Raw genomic sequence first — 18,853 nt, 5'->3', positions numbered from 1 at the left:
CCTCTCTGAAACGATGACCCAAAAAGCGCCTGTCACATCCCGATCGGCGCAACCGCGCAACACACGCGCAACCCTGTCGCGGGGTAGAGCAGCCCGGTAGCTCGTCAGGCTCATAACCTGAAGGTCGTAGGTTCAAATCCTACTCCCGCAACCACTTTTACCGAATAATACCAAAGCCTTAGGCCTCGCATCGCGCGGGGCTTTTTGCTTGTCCACATTCCATGTCAACGCCACGTCAACGTTTGGCGAGTCGCACAACAAATACCCAATAGAATCAATGCCGCGGCTCGAAAGCAGGCACTCTGTCATCGCGGGCAGTTTCCGGATACGGTTCTTTGAAACTGATCCCGAGTAATCGCGATGTCGAAGAAAACACTGAACAAAGCCAATCTCGAAAGGCTGGGCGCGCCCAAGCTTGCCGATCTGGTTATGGAACTGGTGCAAGGGTCCGCAGCCTTGCAGCGCCGCGCCCGGATGGAATTGAGCGCAGCACAGGGCCCCAGGGAAGTAACCGCGGATCTGCGCAAGCGGTTTGCATCTCTGCGGCGGTCGCGAAGCTATGTCGACTGGCGCAAGCAGCGTGCGCTGGTCAAGGATCTGAACAGCCTGTTGGCCCAGATCGAGACGGTGATCGCGCCGCATGATGCAGGCGAGGCGTTTGAGCTTCTCTGGTCCTTCCTGCAACTTGCCCCGTCGATCCATGAGCGCACCGATGACAGCAACGGCTCTGTTGGCGATGTGTTTTGCCAAGCTGTTACGATGATCGGGCAGGTGGCACCCCGAGTCACGATCAATCCGCAGACGCTGGCCGAGCGGATTCTCGATGCGGTTGCCGACGCGGGCTATGGCGAATTTGACGGCATCATCCCGGAGACGGCAGAGGCGCTTGGCCCGGAAGGGTTGGAGCATCTCAAACAGATCACCAAGACATGGGCCGACATGCCGCCGACGCCCGAGGAACTGGCCGCGTATGAACGCTTTGGTCTGTCCTCGTCGCCCGCAGACTCCGTTCGGCGCGCAAAGCAGTCGACATGCTCGATCATTCTTGCCGATGTGGCCGATGCGCAGGGTGACGTCGATGCCTACATGGCACGCTATTCGGCCGAGCAGCTGACCTACGGCACCATCGCCCCCGATGTGGCGCGCCGTCTGATCGACGCGGGTCGGGTCGAGGAAGCCTATGACATTCTGCGCGCGTCCATGGCGCGCGAGGCGGATAGCCACATCCGGAGGTTCAATTCCAACCTTGATGAGGTTTATGAAGACTGTCTCAATCGTCTGGGCAAGCTGGACGATCTGAAGGTGCATCTCTGGACCACGTTCGAGCAGGGCCTGAGCGCGCGGGCCCTGCGCAAATACCTCAAGCTGTTGCCGGATTTCGAGGATGTCGAGGCCGAGGAAAAAGCGCTCGATGCTGTCGAAACCTATCCTCGCCTCAGCGCGGCGATCAGCTTCCTGGTCGACTGGCCTGCGCTTGATCGGGCTTCGCGGATCGTGCTGGCCCGCGCCGATGAGCTGGACGGCGATGACTACACCACGCTGAGCCACGCCGCAGAGGCGCTCGACGCGCGCCAGCCGCTTGCCGCGACGCTACTGCGCCGCGCGATGGTCGAGGACACGCTAAAGGGCGCAAAGTCCACACGCTACCGCCATGCCGCGCGCCATCTGGCGGAATGCGAAGCGTCGGAACGGGCGATCACCGACTATGGTGCAGTCCTGACACATGAGGGTTTTGTCGCAGCGCTTCGGCAGAAACATGGCCGAAAATACGGGTTCTGGTCCCTGGTGGACGGCTGAGCGCGCATACTCGGTGGCCTTGCGGGGCTTTAACTCAGAGTGCTAACCCTAACGAACCGGTCCTGCGCACAGTGCGCAGAAAGGTGGCGACGCCAGCCCAAACGCGACACTCGCACCCAGCGGTCGTCAATTGCGGTCATCAACATAGTGGGCGGAAACCGAACTTCCGCTACAAAATGCACTAAGTGTTGCTGTTAAAGAAGCGGACATTCACTGGGTTCAGCAGATTTGAACCGCAAACCGCGCTTGGAGGGCTGTGAAATTTCACTTATCGAGAACTGGGTTGCATAACGACGAAACTCTAGTGCAACAGGGGCAGGGATCGTCACATACAAAGCAATGTGCTTAGTCGTTGATGACGATTTCGATGGTTGGTTCGATGGAATCCCCGTATGAAGATGCTAGGTAGGACGACGGAATGCGGATTATTCAGAGAACAGATAAGGGTGATTTGACTAAACTCGTGGATGAGGTGACTTTGCCTTACGATGTATATTTTTCCGCGGACATTGAAACCGATGGTGCTATCCCCGGGCCAAACTCCATCCTTTCCATCGGCATTACATACGCGGGAACTTTCGATGGGGAGACTTTTTCTGCGCCTGTTGATTACGAGACTACTTTCTATCGTGAGCTGAAACCGATCTCAGATGAGTTTGATCCCAAGGCGCTGGAAGTGAATGGCTTCGACCGTGACCGGTTAAAAGTAGAAGGGACCGACCCTCAAGAGGCAATGTCCCAAGCCGCAGAGTGGATCACGAAAGTTGCAGGTGCTGGCGACCCAATACTGGTTGCTTACCCATTAAGTTTCGACTGGTCTTGGTTGTATTGGTATTTTGTCAGATTCTCCAAAACTGGCTCGCCCTTTGGGTATTCCAGATGCTTTGATATCAAGACGGCGATTGCTGTGAAGCACTCCCGAACTATCGTGACTTCGGGTAGAGACAGAATTCCAAGCTTTATGAAGCCAGATCTGAAGCACACGCATCACGCCCTCGATGATGCAATCGAGCAAGCTATGATTTTCTCAAAATTATTTACTAAGAGTGAGAAGTAATTTGAAAGAAGTGTATTTATCAACAGCGCGGGACTTTTCTAGCAAAAAGCTTGAAAGTGTTAAAAAATCGTTATCCAGTGCTGAAAAGCTTTTTGGCCAACGCGTTTGCGTCTATGCGACAGGCTCATACGGGCGTTTGGAAGCTGGTCCAAGCAGCGACTTAGACTTGTTTATCGTGTCTGATATGATTGAAAAGAAATCTGAGAATGGCCCTAAGATAGAACGCCGACTTAGTGGAATTGATGAAATAAAGCTTCAATATCATTTAATAAGCTGCGTGGAGGAGAACGAACTTCCAGCCTTCGATGGTGACGGAAAATACCTGAGTTGTCATACATTTGAAGAATACGTGAAGTATCTGGGTGGACCAGACGATGATGCTAAAAATTCATTGACGGGCAGATTGCTACTCCTTTTGGAGAGTAAACCACTACTCGGAGTAGCTGAATACGATAGGCTAATAGGGCACGTGATTGAGAAATACTTTTTAGACCATTCCGCAAACCCAAAGAAGTTTGTACCCGCGTTCTTGTTTAACGACATTTTACGAATGTGGCGTACATTTTGCGTAAACTACGAGTATAAGCGAAAATCAGGCTCGGCTGAAACTAAAATTAAGAACCTCAAATTAAAATATAGCAGAATGCTAACCTGCTATTCTGCTCTTCTATTTCTTCTTGATGCCTATTCAAGAAATGAAACCGTGAATCAGAATGACGTGAGGGATATGATTTCGAAAACGCCAACAGAGAGGCTGCTGGCTGTTAGTGGCAATTGTAACTATTTGGATGAAGCGAGTAGGGAGATAGTCGTATCGTCTTTAAGTCGTGCGTTGTCAGATTATTCTGAATTCCTTGAGTTTATGCATGATGACAACAATTCCACATCTATTCAAGCAGTTGAGGTCCATGAGGAGTGGCGTGGAAAATCGTACCAATTTGGCGAAGCCATGGAATTGGCGTTGTCCAGTATTGGCCGAATGGACGGCAAGAGTTCGGTTCTGTATCGATTAGTTCTTATTTAGTGCGTGGGGTCTTCACCGCATTGTGTTGACTTCTCCTTTTCCGAGCATTTTTTCACTTCGAACCGCTAAGGTTGGGCGGGTTGAAGCGGCCTTCAAAACGATGCCATTCCCGAAGAACACTGCTAGGTTGACCATGGACCAAGCTAGCGTTCCCTTCAAAGGCAACGAAGTCCGCAGTATTGCGTTCTCGCCGAAAAAATGCCGTGCAAAGCATAAATGTCTGCTTCGATGAAGCTGCACCGCAGCTTGAGGGGGCGACGTGAGCGGCGGCTCAGGGCCGTTCGCGTCGGTGAAGACTCCCCCGTTTCGCAACTTTGCCACGACGGCTCTCGGAGGATCCTGCGGCTGGCGAGCCGTGCCTCCTTCAGAAATCTCTCGTCCATGTTGATGGCGTGCCTATGTCACGCCCGCCTCAGCCGACCTTGCAGCCCCAGAAGGACGTGTGGTCGGCTGCGAAGTAGCCGTCCGCGACCCGGAAGTACCCTTGCAGTTCTATGGTGTCGCCCGCCGTCAGCGGCACCATGGTCTGCAGCCAGATGGCGGTCGCGAGCGTGACGTGGGTGGCAGAGATTTCGCCGAAGGAGCCACGGATTTCGGTCGCACCATTCAGCACGAGCCGCCCGCGCATCCGCGCCGAGGTACTGGCATTGACCTTGTAGAGCAGCGTCGCGCCGAAGAGGTAGGTCCCGTCCACAGGTGCGGTGAAGAGGTTAGTACCGGCATCAAACGCGCCCTGATCGTTGTAGTCGGTGTTGTTGAGGCCGATCTTCGCCCAGGTCCCGACGCCAACGTAGTTGTCGTAGTTCGTGTATGCCTTGAACCGCGGCAATTGCGGCTGGTCGACGATGCCGGTGGCGTTGTCGACGCTCAGCCCGTCGAAGAAACTGCTGCCGTCGGCGGACACAGCGAGGCGAAAGCGGTCGGAGCCGAAGAGGCCAACAAGCGCCTTTGTCACGAAGCCGCTCTGCAGGGTCAAACCGAGATCGTCGCCCGCAGCCTCCTTGTTCATGGTGTAGAAGAGATCGCCGTTCCCGCCTTCCGCCACGGTCCTGGCCGTCCAGAGCGCAGCGTTGAGCTTGGCCGAGAACGGGTGGGCAGCGTCGGCTGTGGTCCCCAGCCCGAGCAGCGCCATGTTCTGCAACGCGTCCGGAGTTGTGCCGACCCAGCCGGCGCCATCGTAAACCAGCAGCAGGCCCTCGTCCTCGATCCATGCCCGCCAGCCGGTCCGTGGTGGCAGACGCAGCCATGAACCATCGGTCCAGACCGCCACGTTCAGGTCCCAGCCCGCCCAATCGCCCGTCGCGCCCGAGGCGACTATGTATCGGTCGCCATCGGCGGGACTTCCCGGTGGCGCTGTCAGATCGCGATCGAGGACAGAAAGCTGCACGAGCCCGTCGAGCAGGCGTAGCGCCTCGTTGTGGGTGACATGCTTCTGGGCCTGCGCCGCCAGAATGTAAGGCAGCAGAAGGTTTGTCGTGGTGTCGGACATAGCGACCCTCAGAGTTGGAGCGTGACGGTCTTGGCCGCCCCCCGCCCGATCAGAGCGGAGAGCTGGAAGATGCGGATTGTCAGTGTGTCGCCGGGCGCGAGCAGTCCGCCCCAATCGGTGGTTTGCTGGGCGGCCGTGTAGATCGCGCTGGTCGTGGTCGCGCTCAGCATCCGCTTGACCGTTGCACCATCGAGGATCTCGACCTCATAGGCTTCGACCTCTTCGATCAGCGGCACCTCCACCGCACGCCAGCTGTCTGCCGCGAGTGCACGCGACCGCCGTGTCCAGCGGATCGTCAGATCGCCCTGCGTGCGCGGTCTGCGCCATGGCTGCTCCACATGAGCGACGGAAAAGGGCCGCAGCCCAGCGCCCTCGGGGGTGAAATTGGCTGCGACATAGGTCTCATCGCTGACAGACCGACTTGCGGGACCGATGCGCCAGTTCCACGGCAGCTCGAGATCCGCCTCGGCAATTGGCAAGGAGGCCAGAGCCTCGTCCAATACCACCACCCGCGCGCCTGCAGGAGCCGGGTTGGTCATGGCCGCTTCCGTGCCGCGTTGTCCTCGCAGCAGACGCGTCAGGCGATAGCGGCCCGGTGCAATCAGGTCTGCTGTGCCCGCCTGCACGATCTCCCAGATGCCAGTTGCGCTCTCGATCGCGAGCGCGTTGGCCCCGCCGAACAGCGTCAGGTCAGTGACGCTTTCTAATATGCCGGAGAGCAGATCGATCACCAGCGCATTGCCGAGATCGAAGCGCGAGGTCGGGCCTGAATAGAAATCCGAGACCAGCGTCCCGATCCGGGCACGGCCGCCAAATGCTGTTAGCAGCTCGAAGCCATCGCTCGACGGGCTGCGGAACACCGCCATCTCCCCCGGCCAAGGAACGGCATGGGCGGCTATGAACGGCCGATGCGCGGGCTGATCCTCGGTCAGTTGCGGCAGGTCCAGCAGCACCGCCTCGGGCGCGCCGAACACAACGGCTTTTGACAGGGACGATGGTCGGGGCGATCCGGGTGGCAGATCGTGGGCCTCGCGGTCCTGGCGGACAGCTTCGATCCCGCGTGCCTCGGCATCCGCGATGGAGACCAGCCGCAGCGGGATGTGCCGACCGTCATGGTCCAGCGTCACGACATCGGCTGGATCCATTGCCAGTCGCGACGGTGGTAGGCGAAACGCTGCCGTCTCTCGCCCGGTCCAAGCTTCCATCAGTGCCCGGCGACAGCGCCGTTCGGCCTCCTCGGGCGGCACCGCCATGGGGAAGGATTCGGACGCGATCCGCGTCGTGTCCACGGTGATGCGCCGAGCCTCAACCAAGGCGGCGTCGTAGTCCTCGTCTGCACGGGCCACCTGCCACTTCAGCGCCTGCGGCAGTTCAGTTTCCTGTGCTCGGGTCAGTTCCAGAACGTCGCCCTCTAGGGCCGCCACCAGATCGTCATGTGCGATGGTGGTGATGGACGCCCGGCCGCGCATCACAAACCGGATCACGCCTTCTGTCTCGACAGCGTCGAAGCCGAAATGCCGCGACATCGTGGTGATCGAGGCACGCGGGCTTTCCAGCGCACCGATGGCGTAGCCCTCAACCGCGCCCCACAGGCCGGTGACGTCGATCCGGGCCTCTGGCATCCCGGCACGCAAGCAGAGATGACGGACGAGCGCGGCCAGCGACACGGCCCCAAGTCGTCCGGTCAGCCAGTGTCCCAGCCGCCAGTTTGCTCCGTCGGTCCAGACATCGGCGAGCGCTGGAAAGAACGGATAGGGTCGCGCGTCCCAGGTCCAGGCAGCGCATTCCGGGACATGAACCATGCGTCCGCCATAGATGCCGGACACGGGATTGTTCGCGGCCTCGGCCCACCAGAGATAGGTCGCCTCGAGATAGGCCCGTTGGATGGCATCATCGCGCCATCCCCGCGAGAAATGCGGCGTGAAGCTCTCGGAAGACTTCGGATCGAAGAAGACGTTAGGCTGGTTGGTACCCCGGTCAATCGCCGGGCAGCCGAGTTCAGTAAACCAGATCGGCTTGGATTGCGGCACCCATGCCGTTGGCGTCCCGCTCTCCACGCCGCCCGGACGATTGTAGTGCGCGTTCGACCACCAGGCCTGCAGATCCTTGTAGCGGAACACCCATGGCTTGCTGGCCGCGCCATCGGTGATCGGCGTGCGCACCTGCGCCGAACGATCGACGGCGCTGGCATAGAACCAGTCGAAGCCTTCGCCGCCCGCAATGTTCCCCTGCAAGTAAGCGCGATCGTAGATCGCAGGCCAGCCCTCGGCCGCATCCGAATGCTCGAACCCGTCGCGCCAGTCCGACAGCGGCATGTAGTTGTCGATCCCGATGAAATCGATCTCCGGATCGGCCCAGAGCGGATCGAGGTGGAAGAACACATCGCCGCTGCCGTCGCCCGGCTGGTGCCCGAAATACTCGCTCCAGTCCGCCGCGTATCCGAACTTTGTGCCAAACCCGAGGATCGAGCGCACATCGGCGAGCAGATCCCCATACGCCTGCACCGCCGGATAGTTTGATGCGCCGGTGCGGATCGTCGTCAGCCCCGGCATCTCGGTGCCGATCAGAAAGGCATCGACCCCGCCCGCCGCCGCGCAGAGATGGGCGTAATGCAGCACCATGCGCCGCAGGCCCCAGTCACCTGCCGCGCCAGTCCAGTTGACGCTCTCGCCAGAGACGCTGAAGCTCGCGGGCATCGCCGCGCCGAACAGCGCCGCCACCTGCGCGGCCGCCGTGGCTGTCTTGTCCACCGTCCCAGCGTATCCCGCCGCGGGCGAACAGGTGATCCGGCCCCGCCATGGAAAGGCGGGCTGGCCTGTCTCAGCAGCGTTGTCGGAATAAGGGTTCGGCAGGCTGTTCCCGGGCGGCACATCCATCAGGATGAACGGATAGAAGGTCACCCGCAGCCCGCGCGCCTTCATCTCCTGGATCGCCTGCACGACAGCGAAATCAGCGGGCGTGCCACCATAGACCGGGCGATCCTGATCGTCGCGGCTGACCAGAAAGGCATTGGCGCGGCTGACGCCATTGACCGACCAGGCCGACGGTGTGGTCGATTTGGCGGTCACCTCGACGCCCGGCCGCACCTTGCAATTGCCTGCCCGCAGATCGTCGCCGAACCATGCCACGACCAGCGACACACTCTCAACCTTCGGTGCCATCGCCTGCAGCCGATCCAGTGCTACCACCATGTCAGCGGTGTCGGTCAGCGCGTTGAGGTTCTCGGGCTCAGACGACCCGCCGCTGCCCTTCCGGATGCCCTGCGTGGCATAGGCGAACTCGCCGGACGCCGGGATCATTGTCACCGCCTGCGTCAGACCCTCCGCGGTGTCCGGATCAGCAAGCGGGCGGAAAACCTCAAAACTCAGTTGCGGGATACGGTTGCCATAGTTGCCGAGCGGCATGTCCTCGAAAACGACATAGGCGGTGCCGCGATAGGCAGGCGTGTTGGTCGCGCCCATCTTGGCCGTGATGAACGGATCGGCCGCCTGGCTTTCGTCGCCTGGATACCAGCGCCAGGTGACCCCGGCGGTGTCCAGCAGCTTGCCGTCGGCCCAGATGCGACCAATGCCGGTGATCGGCCCCTCGCAGAGCGCGACCGCGAAGGACGCATAGTAGAAGTATTCGGTAGTCTTGACCTTGCCGCCCCCTCCGCCGCCCTTGCCGCCGCCTTGCGTGGTGGTCTTTGTCTCCTCGCGAAAGTCCGTGGCCCAGATTATATTGCCGCCGATCCGCATGCGGCCATAGAGGCGCGGGATCACTGCTCCTTCGGTGGCCGAGGTGATGCGCAGATTGTCCAGCCGCGCACCTTCTATCCGCTGGGTCGGCGCCAGTGACGAGATGATCCAGCTGTCCACGACCGAGCCAATGGTGGAACCGATGAAGCCACCGATTGTGGCCGCACTGACGCCGAGGATCGCACCGCCGATGCTGCCGCCAATGGCGGCACCTGCGGCACCTAGAACGAGGGTGGCCATGTGGGGATCTCAGCGTTGCGGGAACAGGAAAGCGAAGGCGATGCGCCGACGCCAGGATGGGGTGAGCGGTTCCTCGATCACGCCAAGGCGCTCATAGGCGTGGAGGAAGCTGTCGGGCCCGGTCAGGAGCCCGACATGCTTGGCAATCGCGCGAGGCTTCATGCGGAAAAGGACCAGCGCGCCGGGACAGGCGTCAGCAGGTGCGATTTCCGGCATCATGCGCCGAGCGCCCTCGGCCAGCACTTCGCGCGGCCCGGTCTCCCCCCAGTCCCGGCTGTAGGGCGGGATCGGGAACGGCTCGGGGCCGACGACCTCGCGCCAGACGCCGCGCGCCAGCCCGAGGCAGTCGCAGCCAACGCCTCGGAGGCTGGCCTGGTCGTGATACGGCGTGCCGAGCCAGGACCGCGCTACCGCGACTATCAGTTTTGGATCGGCGATCTTCACAGCACCGTTCCCTCATGCCCGCCGTCCTTTGTGGCGTATCGCAGCACCGCATCCTGGCCGGGTATGTGCGGAAAGCCCCGGAAATGGGCGGTATTGGCGAACTTGGCGCTGCAGGTCTCGATACGCTTGTCGCACCCCGCGCGAATGGTGAAAGCATCACCGCCCGCGATAGATCGCACTGGTGCTTCGAGCAGCGTCAGCACTGCGATGCCGTCAGTCAGGTCATGTGCGATGATCTCTGCCTGCCGCCCCACATTTGCGCCACCGGTCCATTCGACGGTGCCGAAGGTGAACCAGCCGGAAGTGAACCCACCGAGCCCTGAGGCTGTGAAGGCCCGGTCGCGCAGGAGATCAATGACGGCACCCGTGCCCTTGAACGCCGGATCATCGAGATCGACGCCGCAGCGCGCATCGCCAAGCGCGGCGTCGCAGGTCGCCTGGAAGGTCCGTCCCACCGTCTGCCCGAGCACGTGAGCCAATGACCGAACCTCGGCCACGAAGGCCAGTCGCCCGCGCCGGATCTGGCCGATGGCCCCGCGCCGCATCAGGACGCGCTGGCTGGTCTCGGCCCAGTTTACCCGCCAGACCTCGACCTCGGCGTTGTCCCAGCGGCCGTCGAGGATGTCGGTTTCAGTGATCCGGTCTGAGGTCAGCACGCCCTCGGCGTCCTGCGCATCGACCGACAGATCAGATCCCGAGCGGACCTCGGAGGCGGTCAGCCCGCTTTCCGGCTCGAAGTCGGTGCCATCGAAGCTGAGCGTCCGGTCGTGGTCGGTGAAACCGAAACTCGCGCCGTCCGCGCGCAGGATGCGCCAACACCAGGCAAGCGTCGTCGTGCCATCGTCGAGATGGGCTTGCAGATCAGCGGAAAGGGTTTTCATCGGCAGGTCCCCGTCATGCGGTCATCGAGATCGGCGATCCAGCCCGCCCATGCAGGTGGCATTTCTGCGACTGTCTCAGCAGAGGGCCGGGCCAGCCGCGCTTCGCCGTAGGAGGCGCAGCCAGCATCACCAGGCATTGTCGTTGTCGTGCAGCCTGTCAGCAGGAGCGCCAGCATCGCGCCCGTCGCGAACCGCCTTGCGTCCGGCGTCCATCCGGTCAATCTGATCGCGTCGTGCATCTTGATGGGCCTCCTCTCGTCCCGTGCGTTTGCCTTCCGCGCGACCCAGCAGGCGACCGAGGGCCATGCCCCCGACCGCGCCCAGAGCCGCAATCAGCCAGATCAGGAGCTCAGCCATCGTCCCGCTCCCCGCGCGCCGCAGCGACGCAAAGGGCCACGATCAGCACGCCAAGGCCGCCGCCCACGACCAGACCAGCGAGGAACTCAAGCATCGCCCTGAAACCCGCGCTCGATCCGGTCGCGCAGGCCGATCAGGCCAAGCCCGAGGAACATCAGCCCGGCCGGGGATGCATCGGCGGAGCCCGCCAGCAGCGCGACCAGGCGAGACAGCTCAGCAAGCGGGCCGGTGGCGGGCAGCAGGATAGACGCCACGCCGGAAAGAACGGCGAGACACCCCGCCCACCAGGTCAGGGAATTGGGACGGATATAGCGCATGGGATCAGGTCCTCCGGATCAGGGTGGAAGGAAGGTTTGCCAGCCGAGCGAGCCAGCTGGTCTCTGCGGCTGGCGTGGATGGGATAGTGGGTGGTGGTGGCATGAGGGCCGGGCGCAAGAGCGCCAGCGCCTGGTCTTCGCTCAGGCGTCGAACGGGCCGGGAGAAGTCGACGCGACCCGATCGGTCCACCGCCCAGATCGGGATGGTGCCGCCCGGATAGCGGCTATGGCGGAACAGATCGCGTTCGGCCTTGCGGCGCGGAATGATCGCGGCGGGCTTTTGCCATCCCATGAAGGCCTGCGCAGCCGCCTCACGGTCGCCTGCGTTCAGATGGCGGGTCAGCCTGGCACGCGCGATACCGCCGGTGTTGTAGTGAAAGCTGACCAGCGCATCGAATTCATGCGGCGCCAGCGGTACCGTTACTGCCCGCCGTACCTCGGCCTCGCAGGTCTGAATGTCGGTGCGGAACAGCCGGAATGCCTCCCGGATCGCAGCATCGAGATCGACGGGCATCCCGCGCTTCATGCCGATCGGATCAGGCGGTCCGGCGGCGGCGGTATGGCCGATGCCGAATGTCCAGACGTTTTTCACGTCCCGATAGGGCCCGGGCACGAGACCTTCGTGCCGGGCGAGGGCCAGCAGCCCCCGGTCAGTCATGTGCATGGTTTTACCTGAGAAGTGAGAGAAGCAGGATCAGGGCCGCAACAATGATGCCGATGCGGATGCGGTGGTTGAAGGTCTGGCTTGGATCGGCAGCGTCGCTGCGCAGGATGCGTGCAAAGCGGAGGAGATCATGCATCGTTGTCGCCGCCTTTCGGGTGGCGCATCCGGGCGAGGACGATTTCGATAAAGGCCGGGCCGAAGACGCCGACCAGATAGGCCGCCGATCCAGCGGCCCCGCCTGCCGGGATCGCCTCGGGCGGCAGGCCGAGCCAGGCGGTGATGACTGCCATCGACAGGCTGCCCATCCCTGCTGCAATCAACCCGCCAAGCAGGATGTGGCGCAGCGCGTCGCGCAGGCGCATCCTTGTTGTCAGCGCGTTTGTTGCGCCGCCCAACGCGCCCCACGCAGCGAGGATGATGGCGGTGGACGCCGCCAGATCGCGCAACACCGTGGCCAGAAAGCGAGTCTCTTCGTTCATCTGCGGATCTCCAGCAGCGGGATGGATGTGATGGATCCGAGCCGTTCGATATCGAGGGTGACGTCGAGCGTGTCGGTGTCGAAGCGGACGGGCACGTCGAATTCGAAGCCAGCGGTGATTGCTACGCCCGCGCCGGGAGCGGTGTCGAAACTCACGACGCCGGTGGTGGTGTCGGCGCTCCAGCCCGACATCTGTTCGACCCCGTCCAGCGCGACGCGCACGCTGCCCACGACGGGCTTGGCGATAGCGCGAGTCCAAGTCTGTGCGCCAGAAGTGTAGTGCTTCAGCACTGCAAAACTGGTGACAATACCGTCGCTGGTGCCGATGAGCTGGTCGGTTGGGGTCACGGGCTGTGACGGCAGGCTGGATTTGTAGTCGGCCCAATCCTTGCAGCGAAATCCGTGCAAACGACCGTTGCGCGCCTCGAAGAAGGCGACCACGGCTGCCAGGTCGTCGGCGCGGCGGATGCCATAGGCGACATCATAGCGGCGGCGCGAGTTGGCCCAGCTGGCATTGCGTTCCTCGTCGCCGCTCGCCAGCTCGACGATCTGGGTGCGTCGTTCAGGCCCTCCGCGTGCGCCGCGACTGATGTTGTCGGGAAACCGGACCTCGTGAAACGCCATCACATGCCCCTCCGCCCGAGCGACACGGCGCGGGCGATGTCGGCGGCGACTTGGGTTCGGGATTGGCGGAAACTATCCACGTCACGGGCCATGATGGTCACGTTGACAGCGGGCGTAGTGGACTGCCCTTGGCCATAATTAGCGGCCTCGCGACGGGACAACACCCGTTCGCCGCGTTGTAGGATCGCAGGTACCTCGTCGGGTTTGATGCCAGCCCAGCCGCCCGAATGCATCCGAGGCGCGCCTGCGAAGGCCATGGCAGGAACCATGCGGCCCGGGCCCGGCGATCCGACCGTGCCACCTGCGTGCAGGATATCTGCAAACAGACCACCCGCACCGCCCAGCGCGCCGGAGAGCGCATTGGCGATTGGTCCAAGGATGAAACGCCGCGCGGCCAGTTTGGCCAGATCGGCAATCATTGATGTGACCAAATCGCGAAAATCCAGTTTGCCGGATTTGACGAAGGTGGCCACCGCATTCTCAGCGCTTTGGAAGGCCCCGACCAATGTCTGGCCGATATCGCCACCAATATCGCGGGCCTTGGCGGCGTAGTCGGCGAGCGACGCGGTGACGGCTGCCCATCCGGTTGCTGCTTGCTCTGCACCAGCAGCCGCTGCCGCACCGGCATTACGTGCGGCACCGCCCGCGCCACCTGCAGCTGTAGCCGTGTCATTCAGCCCGGCCGCCAGCGCATCGGCAGAACTGGCAGCATCGGCCAATATGGCTTCCGCCTCTGATCCGGTCCCAGTCACCGCGTCGCGCAGCGTCTGCCAACTGGCGAGCGGCCGACCTGCGGCATCTGCGAGCATGCCCGCTGCCTCGCGATATCCGTCGGCGCGGCCGCGTGCATCTTCAGCCATTGTGCCAAGACCGAGGTCGGGCGGTTTGAGATAGGTGCGGGACAGGGCGGCAGAGAAAGCATCGGCTGCGGCGGCACCCGCTGCTGTTGCCGCACCTTCGAAGGGGTTGCCGATCCGCGCCAGGCCCACAGGATCAAGCGCGCCGATCTGAACGCCGCCTTCACCAGTTGCCCATTCCGGCAGCAGCGCCAGCGCCGCGTTCAACCCTGTGATGAAAGTGTTGATGCGGGTGACGACGCCGTTCAGCATCGCTTCGACGCCGGAGATCAGCCCGTTCGCCGCCTGGAATGCGAAGTCACCGATGGCACCGGGCAGACTGCCCCAGATCGCCACGGCGGCATCATAGGCCCCCTGGAAAATCGCCGCTGTCCGGTCGCCGAAGCTGACCACGCCCGCGATGGTGCCTTCCAGCGCCGAAAGCCCGGACGCCTTCAGGCTCTCCCAACCGGCCGCCATGTTGGCAAAGGCGGCATCCAGCCCCAGCCCCATTCGGGACCACACCTCCTTTGCCAGATCGCCCAGCAGCTGGAACGCCTCACCGACGCCGCCAACCCGGGAAACCAGCTGCGAGAATTGATAGACCAACTCGCCAGCGCCAACGATCAATGCCCCAATGCCGGTTCGGATCAGCGCACCGCGCAGAACAACCAGTGCCGTGGCGACCCCGCGTACCGACAGGGCGGCTGCCGCCATGCCCGCCACCCAGCGCCCGAACATGATGCCCGCGAAGGTCGCGGCATAAGTGGTCAGCCGCCCGATGTTGTCAAAGAGTGCCTTGATCGCGATGCCCACCGGCCCGGTGGTGCGCGCGACGCTGGCCAGCGCAGTGGCCACGGCCTCCAGCGCCGGAGCGGCCGCAACCGCCAGCTGGTTCGAGACGCCGCGCCAGATCAACCCCAGCCGCGAAATCGCATCATTGGTGCGTTCGATCTGGTCAGCATCCTGCTCGGAAACCACCACCCCGAAGGCAAGCACGTCCTCGGTCGCCTGGCGCAGCGTAGCAGTGTCGATGCGCGACATGGCGATGGAGCCTTCCTCGCCGAAAAGCTGCCCCGCAACGGCGGCGCGCTCAGCCGCAGGCACGAAATCCGCGATGGCCGCGTTGATCGCGCCGACGCGCTGATCCAGCGGCAAGGCCATCAGGTTGGAGGCCGACAACCCGAGCCGGTCCAACGCATCCGCAGCGGGGCCAGTCCCGGCGGCCGCCTGGCTCAGCCTTCGCGTCAGATCCTTGGTCGCCTGTTCGATGCCGGACATCGACACGCCCGCCAACTCGCCCGCGCGCTCCAGCGTCTGAATCGAGGCGACGGTCGTCTCGAGCGATTGCGCCAGCTTGGCCTGCGCATCGACGGTCTGTAGCCCGGACCTGATCATCGCGGCACCGGCTGCGGCCAGTGCAGCCGTGGCGGCAGCGGCAGCCAGCGTGGCGCGGCGGGCGAAGGCGGCAACGCGTGCATTGGCCAGGTCCATTTCGCGCGACAGCCGCCCGAACCCGCGCACCCCGGCCTCACCGACGCCTTCCAACTCGGCGCGCACCTGGCGACCGCCTTCCGCCACGAGGCGGACGGAGACCCGTTTCTCAGCCATCGCGGCTTCCTTCCATCTGTTCGTTGAGTTTACGCACCATCACCGCCTCGATCTCGGGCAGCAGTTCCGCGGCGATCAGGGTGTCGATGCCCAGCGCTTGGGCCAAAGCGATGGCAGCACCCATGTCCCAGCCCAGCACTGCACCGTGGGTGACTCGCAGCTGACCGCCAAGGCGGCCGACCAGGTCCCAGACCTGCCAGCCGTCCTGCGTTTGGGGTTGGTTCAGTCTGGCCGGGCAGTCGGCGCAGTTGCGCTCGCGGCCCTCGTAGGGTTCGCAGGCCGTGCAATAGCTGTCGCCCCCGCCGAAGGACCACTCGGCAAGGGCGCGGAGGCGTTTTTTTCCTGATCCAGCAGCAGACCGCGCGCGACATACTGGGTCTGGAACGCCTCGAAAACCGGCCAGATTTCCAAAAGGGCGTCGATGCCGTCTGGTGACACCTGCACATTTGTGCCCATGGCATCCCCCACACCCTCCCAATCGAGAACGGCGCGGCGGGCCACGGACTTGGCCATGACCAGCGCCAGCTCTTCCTGGCTGGCATCTTCGGGCAAGGCGTTGATCGCAGCATCGGCGCGGGCCGACACCATCAGTGCGGTGGTCAGAGGGGCGACCTGCAGGCGCAGGCCGGGGGCAAGCTCCAGCCATTCAGGGGCGGCGGTCAGGTTCAGTCGGATCATCAGTAAGCCTCGATATCGTTGATCAGGGTTGCAGTGCACATGCGGGCCGGGCTGGCGGCTTTGGCGGCTTGCCAGTCGAATGTCGCCTGCACGCCCTGCGGCCCGGAAATCTCGATCCGGGGGCGCGGCAGGTAGACGGCGTGCACGGTGAAGGTGAAGCTCTCGCCGGATGGCAGCACATAGGCGAACGTGATCTCGCAGGGATCGCCGTTGATCGCCTGGGCCACCAGCGTGCTGTCGGCAAAGCGGACCTCGATCCGGCCGGTGAGTGCTGCGATGGACGGGTCCGCTCCGTCGATCTTGCCGTCGCTGCGGATGGTCTCGATCCGGTCGAGGTTGTTGGCATAGGTGATTTCGGCCGAGACCACATTGCCAAGCGCAGAGCCATTCCGGCTGATCGCGCCGTTGAAGTGACCGAACCGCTGCAGGGCCAGATCGGCAGGCGTGCCTGCACTGGTCGTTGTGGCAATGGTCTCGCCCTGTGCCACCAGCCGTGCGGTGGCGGTCAGCAGGCCCGAGCGTTGCACCTGCCAGGACAGCTGATCCAACACGCAGCCGGAATACATCGCAAAGCGCGGCACTTCGGGCATGCCGGTCTCGATCGACATCGATGGCAGCGTCCACGATCCGGACTGGTACTCATGGGTCCAGGGTGCCGCAGCACCAGTGGTTGTGGGATCACCGAAGGCAGCCTTGAGCCAGAACCCGAAAGCCTCAGCATCGATCGGCACAACGACATCGCCGTCCGCCGTCACCGCGTCCTTTATCGGGGCCAGGGGATCCCGGCCATAGCCCAGCAGTTCGCTGTTCAGCAGCGGCTGTTCCGATCCCAGCGAGGTGCTGGCAAAGGGCATTTTGGTGAAACCGCTGACGGGCGGCGTTCCATAGGTGGTCTCGAACGCAAGCGCCATCTGCGCCCGCGCGCCTTGCGCACGTGCCATGGGGGTCTCCTTGATGTTGGGGGTGTCAGGCCAGGGGGCCGGTGGTGGTGTAGTGCAGGACGACGGTGATCACTGCGGCCTTGAGGGCTGCCGCGCCCTCAATGGGGAGATCGACCGAGGCCGGGGCCTCGGGTTCAACCCAATCGCAGCGCCCGCCCAGCGTGCGGTCGGCCTCCAGAGCTGCCCCGATGGCGGCGATCAGGTCATCGAAGGCGCTGGCCCGGCCGGTTCCGGCCTGGACGACAACCTCCAGCTCTGCGCGATGCTGGAAGTGGTAGCGGAGCGGCGACAGCGTGACCTCCGGCTCACCGGGCTGGCCATCGCGCAGGATAATCAGTCCTGCCGCCGGGATCCGTTCGGGCAGCACCTCATCGCGCAGAACAACGGCGGCAAGCGGATTCAGCCGCGCGTGCAGCGCGGCGAGGACGGTTTCGCGGGTGGTGGGCATTTGTTATTCCAAGGCTAACGATTTTGCCAACAGCGGTTACGAGCCCTGTTTTGTCGAGGTTGCGAGGACTCATCTGGCAGCTTGGCACAGGTTGAAACTGGTCATCGCGCTGCACTCGCGCAGGAAGGGGACAGCTGCCAAGGCGAACCGTCAAACTTTCGGACCCTTCTGGGAAGCAGGTTGTCATGCAAACGTGCTTTAGGGTCTGCGTGATTGCATACCGCTTGAAAACGCTGCTAAACTCAGGGTGAGTGTTTCATCCCACCGGGTAAATCTTGTGAGTTGGATCGTACCAGATCACTGTGAACTCATCCAAGATGCGAAAGCCCCAAAGGCGCTGCAAATTTCCGAGGCGAAATCGGAAAATTGTGTCTTGGTACTTTTCGATCTCAATTAGTCGAAGCTGAGCTTCATCACAGATGCTTTCGATGTCCATGTTATGGTGCATCTTGTGTCCGCTATCGGAGCTGAACGTGTCGATTTCCGCCCATGTGAGTTGAGAAAACTCCATCAGGCGCGGCGCAATCTGAGCGTCCCATTCTTCTTGAGCCCACTGACGCGCGACCCCCCAAGTCCAAGCGCCTTCGGTGTCCGGGTCATCGCAAGACCAGCGTACTGGTAACGTAAAGATAGAGGCAGGATTTTCCGACGCTCTGGGCTGCTTTTCGGAAATTTCTTCCGCCACAACGGCAACAAGACGGGCACTCTTTTCGAGAGCCGCTAACCGCGCTTGAGACTTGCGGGCGATTCTTGCCTCACGTTTACTGTTCTGGGGCAATGCTAGAGTAGTACTCGACGAGCCATGCGGGAAAGATCTCGGTGTTCTGCCCCTCTGCGTAAGCCATTTTCCAAGGATCTTCCATGTGGGTAAGATCGCTTAGCCATTGCGCGTCTTTGTTGCTATAGAAGCCAAGAACGCGGTCGATAGTCTCTTTTTGCGTATCGGTCAGATTCGCGCTGGTACCCTTGGAAACAGCATCGATTCGAAAGCGCCCTTTCGTCTCCTGCCAGAGTTCGCGGACTACGGGTCCGTTTTGCCATGCTTCTATTGCTTCAGGGAAAATAACGTCGTCATCCCAGACGGTTGACCATGCCTGCGAGTAGTAAATGAGCTTTTGGAGCTTCATCGTAGTCATTGGACCACATTGCTCCAAGATATAGGTTGCTGCGTCGAAAACGTTGGCCATGCTTCTCCCTCACATGCACAGCATATAGGAACTTTCTTACAGA

Annotated in this window: 21 protein-coding genes and 1 tRNA gene; 4 read left to right on the top strand and 18 right to left on the bottom strand. The window is 62.3% G+C overall.

Features of this window, described 5'->3' with window-relative positions:
* The first annotated feature begins 77 nt into the window (after positions 1-77).
* The 4 genes from KNW02_RS06520 (at position 78) to KNW02_RS06505 (ending at position 3,878) form a co-directional block, all read left to right on the top strand.
* Positions 78-154: transfer RNA gene (locus KNW02_RS06520), tRNA-Met, on the top strand.
* Positions 155-360: 206 nt separating this feature from the next.
* Positions 361-1,797: a DUF6880 family protein gene (locus KNW02_RS06515; protein ID WP_216032452.1), complete on the top strand. Its 1,437-nt coding sequence runs from the start codon at positions 361-363 to the stop codon at positions 1,795-1,797.
* Positions 1,798-2,215: 418 nt separating this feature from the next.
* Entirely contained in the window at positions 2,216-2,854 is a 639-nt protein-coding gene (locus KNW02_RS06510; RefSeq protein ID WP_216032451.1) for a 3'-5' exonuclease, read from the top strand.
* A gap of 10 nt (positions 2,855-2,864) precedes the next feature.
* The gene (locus KNW02_RS06505) at positions 2,865-3,878 is read left to right on the top strand and encodes a nucleotidyltransferase domain-containing protein (RefSeq protein ID WP_348524690.1); all 1,014 of its coding nucleotides are present in this window, start codon (positions 2,865-2,867) and stop codon (positions 3,876-3,878) included.
* Between the two features lie 412 nt (positions 3,879-4,290).
* Here the strand turns inward: KNW02_RS06505 and KNW02_RS06500 are convergent, their stop codons facing one another.
* The 18 genes from KNW02_RS06500 to KNW02_RS06425 form a co-directional block, all read right to left on the bottom strand.
* Positions 4,291-5,367 carry a DUF2793 domain-containing protein gene (locus tag KNW02_RS06500; protein WP_216032449.1) on the bottom strand — a complete coding sequence of 359 codons (1,077 nt, stop codon included), beginning with the start codon at positions 5,365-5,367 and terminating at the stop codon, positions 4,291-4,293.
* An 8-nt stretch (positions 5,368-5,375) separates the two neighbouring features.
* Positions 5,376-9,344, bottom strand: a complete 3,969-nt coding sequence (locus KNW02_RS06495; RefSeq protein ID WP_216032448.1) for a baseplate multidomain protein megatron — start codon at positions 9,342-9,344, stop codon at positions 5,376-5,378.
* A gap of 9 nt (positions 9,345-9,353) precedes the next feature.
* Positions 9,354-9,788: an NlpC/P60 family protein gene (locus tag KNW02_RS06490; RefSeq protein WP_216032447.1), complete on the bottom strand. Its 435-nt coding sequence runs from the start codon at positions 9,786-9,788 to the stop codon at positions 9,354-9,356.
* Positions 9,785-10,669, bottom strand: coding sequence for a DUF2163 domain-containing protein (locus tag KNW02_RS06485; RefSeq protein ID WP_216032446.1), 885 nt, complete (start codon positions 10,667-10,669; stop codon positions 9,785-9,787). Before KNW02_RS06485 ends, KNW02_RS06490 begins: the two co-directional genes overlap by 4 nt.
* A gap of 126 nt (positions 10,670-10,795) precedes the next feature.
* Entirely contained in the window at positions 10,796-11,026 is a 231-nt protein-coding gene (locus KNW02_RS06480) for a hypothetical protein (RefSeq protein ID WP_216032445.1), read from the bottom strand.
* Entirely contained in the window at positions 11,019-11,120 is a 102-nt protein-coding gene (locus KNW02_RS21270) for a DUF3789 domain-containing protein (RefSeq protein WP_431356745.1), read from the bottom strand. The genes KNW02_RS06480 and KNW02_RS21270 overlap by 8 nt, the downstream gene beginning before the upstream one ends.
* Positions 11,113-11,343, bottom strand: a complete 231-nt coding sequence (locus KNW02_RS06475; protein WP_216032444.1) for a hypothetical protein — start codon at positions 11,341-11,343, stop codon at positions 11,113-11,115. Before KNW02_RS06475 ends, KNW02_RS21270 begins: the two co-directional genes overlap by 8 nt.
* Positions 11,344-11,347: 4 nt before the next feature.
* Complete coding sequence (locus KNW02_RS06470) at positions 11,348-12,001, bottom strand: lysozyme (RefSeq protein WP_256447694.1); 654 nt, start codon at positions 11,999-12,001, stop codon at positions 11,348-11,350.
* Between the two features lie 10 nt (positions 12,002-12,011).
* Entirely contained in the window at positions 12,012-12,143 is a 132-nt protein-coding gene (locus tag KNW02_RS21110; RefSeq protein ID WP_256447692.1) for a hypothetical protein, read from the bottom strand.
* Positions 12,136-12,486: a Clp protease/crotonase-like domain-containing protein gene (locus KNW02_RS06465; protein WP_216032442.1), complete on the bottom strand. Its 351-nt coding sequence runs from the start codon at positions 12,484-12,486 to the stop codon at positions 12,136-12,138. The genes KNW02_RS21110 and KNW02_RS06465 overlap by 8 nt, the downstream gene beginning before the upstream one ends.
* Positions 12,483-13,109 (bottom strand): DUF2460 domain-containing protein, encoded by a 627-nt coding sequence (locus KNW02_RS06460; RefSeq protein ID WP_216032441.1) that lies wholly within the window; start codon positions 13,107-13,109, stop codon positions 12,483-12,485. The genes KNW02_RS06465 and KNW02_RS06460 overlap by 4 nt, the downstream gene beginning before the upstream one ends.
* On the bottom strand, positions 13,109-15,556 hold the full coding sequence (locus KNW02_RS06455; protein ID WP_216032440.1) for a phage tail tape measure C-terminal domain-containing protein: 2,448 nt from the start codon (positions 15,554-15,556) through the stop codon (positions 13,109-13,111). Before KNW02_RS06455 ends, KNW02_RS06460 begins: the two co-directional genes overlap by 1 nt.
* The gene (locus KNW02_RS21105; RefSeq protein WP_431356744.1) at positions 15,549-15,695 is read right to left on the bottom strand and encodes a DUF7697 family protein; all 147 of its coding nucleotides are present in this window, start codon (positions 15,693-15,695) and stop codon (positions 15,549-15,551) included. Before KNW02_RS21105 ends, KNW02_RS06455 begins: the two co-directional genes overlap by 8 nt.
* An 83-nt stretch (positions 15,696-15,778) precedes the next feature.
* Positions 15,779-16,234: a hypothetical protein gene (locus KNW02_RS06445; RefSeq protein WP_216032439.1), complete on the bottom strand. Its 456-nt coding sequence runs from the start codon at positions 16,232-16,234 to the stop codon at positions 15,779-15,781.
* Complete coding sequence (locus KNW02_RS06440; protein ID WP_216032438.1) at positions 16,234-17,175, bottom strand: phage tail tube protein; 942 nt, start codon at positions 17,173-17,175, stop codon at positions 16,234-16,236. The genes KNW02_RS06445 and KNW02_RS06440 overlap by 1 nt, the downstream gene beginning before the upstream one ends.
* 25 nt (positions 17,176-17,200) lie before the next feature.
* Entirely contained in the window at positions 17,201-17,623 is a 423-nt protein-coding gene (locus KNW02_RS06435) for an acyl-CoA transferase (RefSeq protein WP_216032437.1), read from the bottom strand.
* Between the two features lie 256 nt (positions 17,624-17,879).
* Entirely contained in the window at positions 17,880-18,401 is a 522-nt protein-coding gene (locus KNW02_RS06430; protein ID WP_216032436.1) for a hypothetical protein, read from the bottom strand.
* On the bottom strand, positions 18,385-18,810 hold the full coding sequence (locus tag KNW02_RS06425; protein ID WP_216032435.1) for a Panacea domain-containing protein: 426 nt from the start codon (positions 18,808-18,810) through the stop codon (positions 18,385-18,387). The genes KNW02_RS06430 and KNW02_RS06425 overlap by 17 nt, the downstream gene beginning before the upstream one ends.
* Between the last annotated feature and the right edge of the window lie 43 nt (positions 18,811-18,853).

Origin of the sequence: Paracoccus marinaquae (assembly GCF_018860165.1) — a bacterium.
GTDB classification, from domain to species: Bacteria; Pseudomonadota; Alphaproteobacteria; order Rhodobacterales; family Rhodobacteraceae; genus Paracoccus; species Paracoccus marinaquae.
This window is presented reverse-complemented; position numbering and strand designations above follow the sequence as displayed.

Excerpts from the sequence above, each read along its gene's own strand:
- KNW02_RS21270 (WP_431356745.1), bottom strand. The coding sequence starts at position 11,120 with ATGCTTGAGTTCCTCGCTGGTCTGGTCGTGGGCGGCGGCCTTGGCGTG.
- KNW02_RS06470 (WP_256447694.1), bottom strand. The coding sequence starts at position 12,001 with ATGACTGACCGGGGGCTGCTGGCCCTCGCCCGGCACGAAGGTCTCGTG.
- KNW02_RS06460 (WP_216032441.1), bottom strand. The coding sequence starts at position 13,109 with ATGGCGTTTCACGAGGTCCGGTTTCCCGACAACATCAGTCGCGGCGCA.
- KNW02_RS06475 (WP_216032444.1), bottom strand. The coding sequence starts at position 11,343 with ATGCGCTATATCCGTCCCAATTCCCTGACCTGGTGGGCGGGGTGTCTC.
- KNW02_RS06500 (WP_216032449.1), bottom strand. The coding sequence starts at position 5,367 with ATGTCCGACACCACGACAAACCTTCTGCTGCCTTACATTCTGGCGGCG.
- KNW02_RS06510 (WP_216032451.1), top strand. The coding sequence starts at position 2,216 with ATGCGGATTATTCAGAGAACAGATAAGGGTGATTTGACTAAACTCGTG.
- KNW02_RS06480 (WP_216032445.1), bottom strand. The coding sequence starts at position 11,026 with ATGGCTGAGCTCCTGATCTGGCTGATTGCGGCTCTGGGCGCGGTCGGG.
- KNW02_RS06445 (WP_216032439.1), bottom strand. The coding sequence starts at position 16,234 with ATGATCCGACTGAACCTGACCGCCGCCCCTGAATGGCTGGAGCTTGCC.
- KNW02_RS06465 (WP_216032442.1), bottom strand. The coding sequence starts at position 12,486 with ATGAACGAAGAGACTCGCTTTCTGGCCACGGTGTTGCGCGATCTGGCG.
- KNW02_RS06455 (WP_216032440.1), bottom strand. The coding sequence starts at position 15,556 with ATGGCTGAGAAACGGGTCTCCGTCCGCCTCGTGGCGGAAGGCGGTCGC.
- KNW02_RS21110 (WP_256447692.1), bottom strand. The coding sequence starts at position 12,143 with ATGCATGATCTCCTCCGCTTTGCACGCATCCTGCGCAGCGACGCTGCC.
- KNW02_RS06435 (WP_216032437.1), bottom strand. The coding sequence starts at position 17,623 with ATGCCCACCACCCGCGAAACCGTCCTCGCCGCGCTGCACGCGCGGCTG.
- KNW02_RS06440 (WP_216032438.1), bottom strand. The coding sequence starts at position 17,175 with ATGGCACGTGCGCAAGGCGCGCGGGCGCAGATGGCGCTTGCGTTCGAG.
- KNW02_RS06515 (WP_216032452.1), top strand. The coding sequence starts at position 361 with ATGTCGAAGAAAACACTGAACAAAGCCAATCTCGAAAGGCTGGGCGCG.
- KNW02_RS06425 (WP_216032435.1), bottom strand. The coding sequence starts at position 18,810 with ATGGCCAACGTTTTCGACGCAGCAACCTATATCTTGGAGCAATGTGGT.
- KNW02_RS06485 (WP_216032446.1), bottom strand. The coding sequence starts at position 10,669 with ATGAAAACCCTTTCCGCTGATCTGCAAGCCCATCTCGACGATGGCACG.
- KNW02_RS06495 (WP_216032448.1), bottom strand. The coding sequence starts at position 9,344 with ATGGCCACCCTCGTTCTAGGTGCCGCAGGTGCCGCCATTGGCGGCAGC.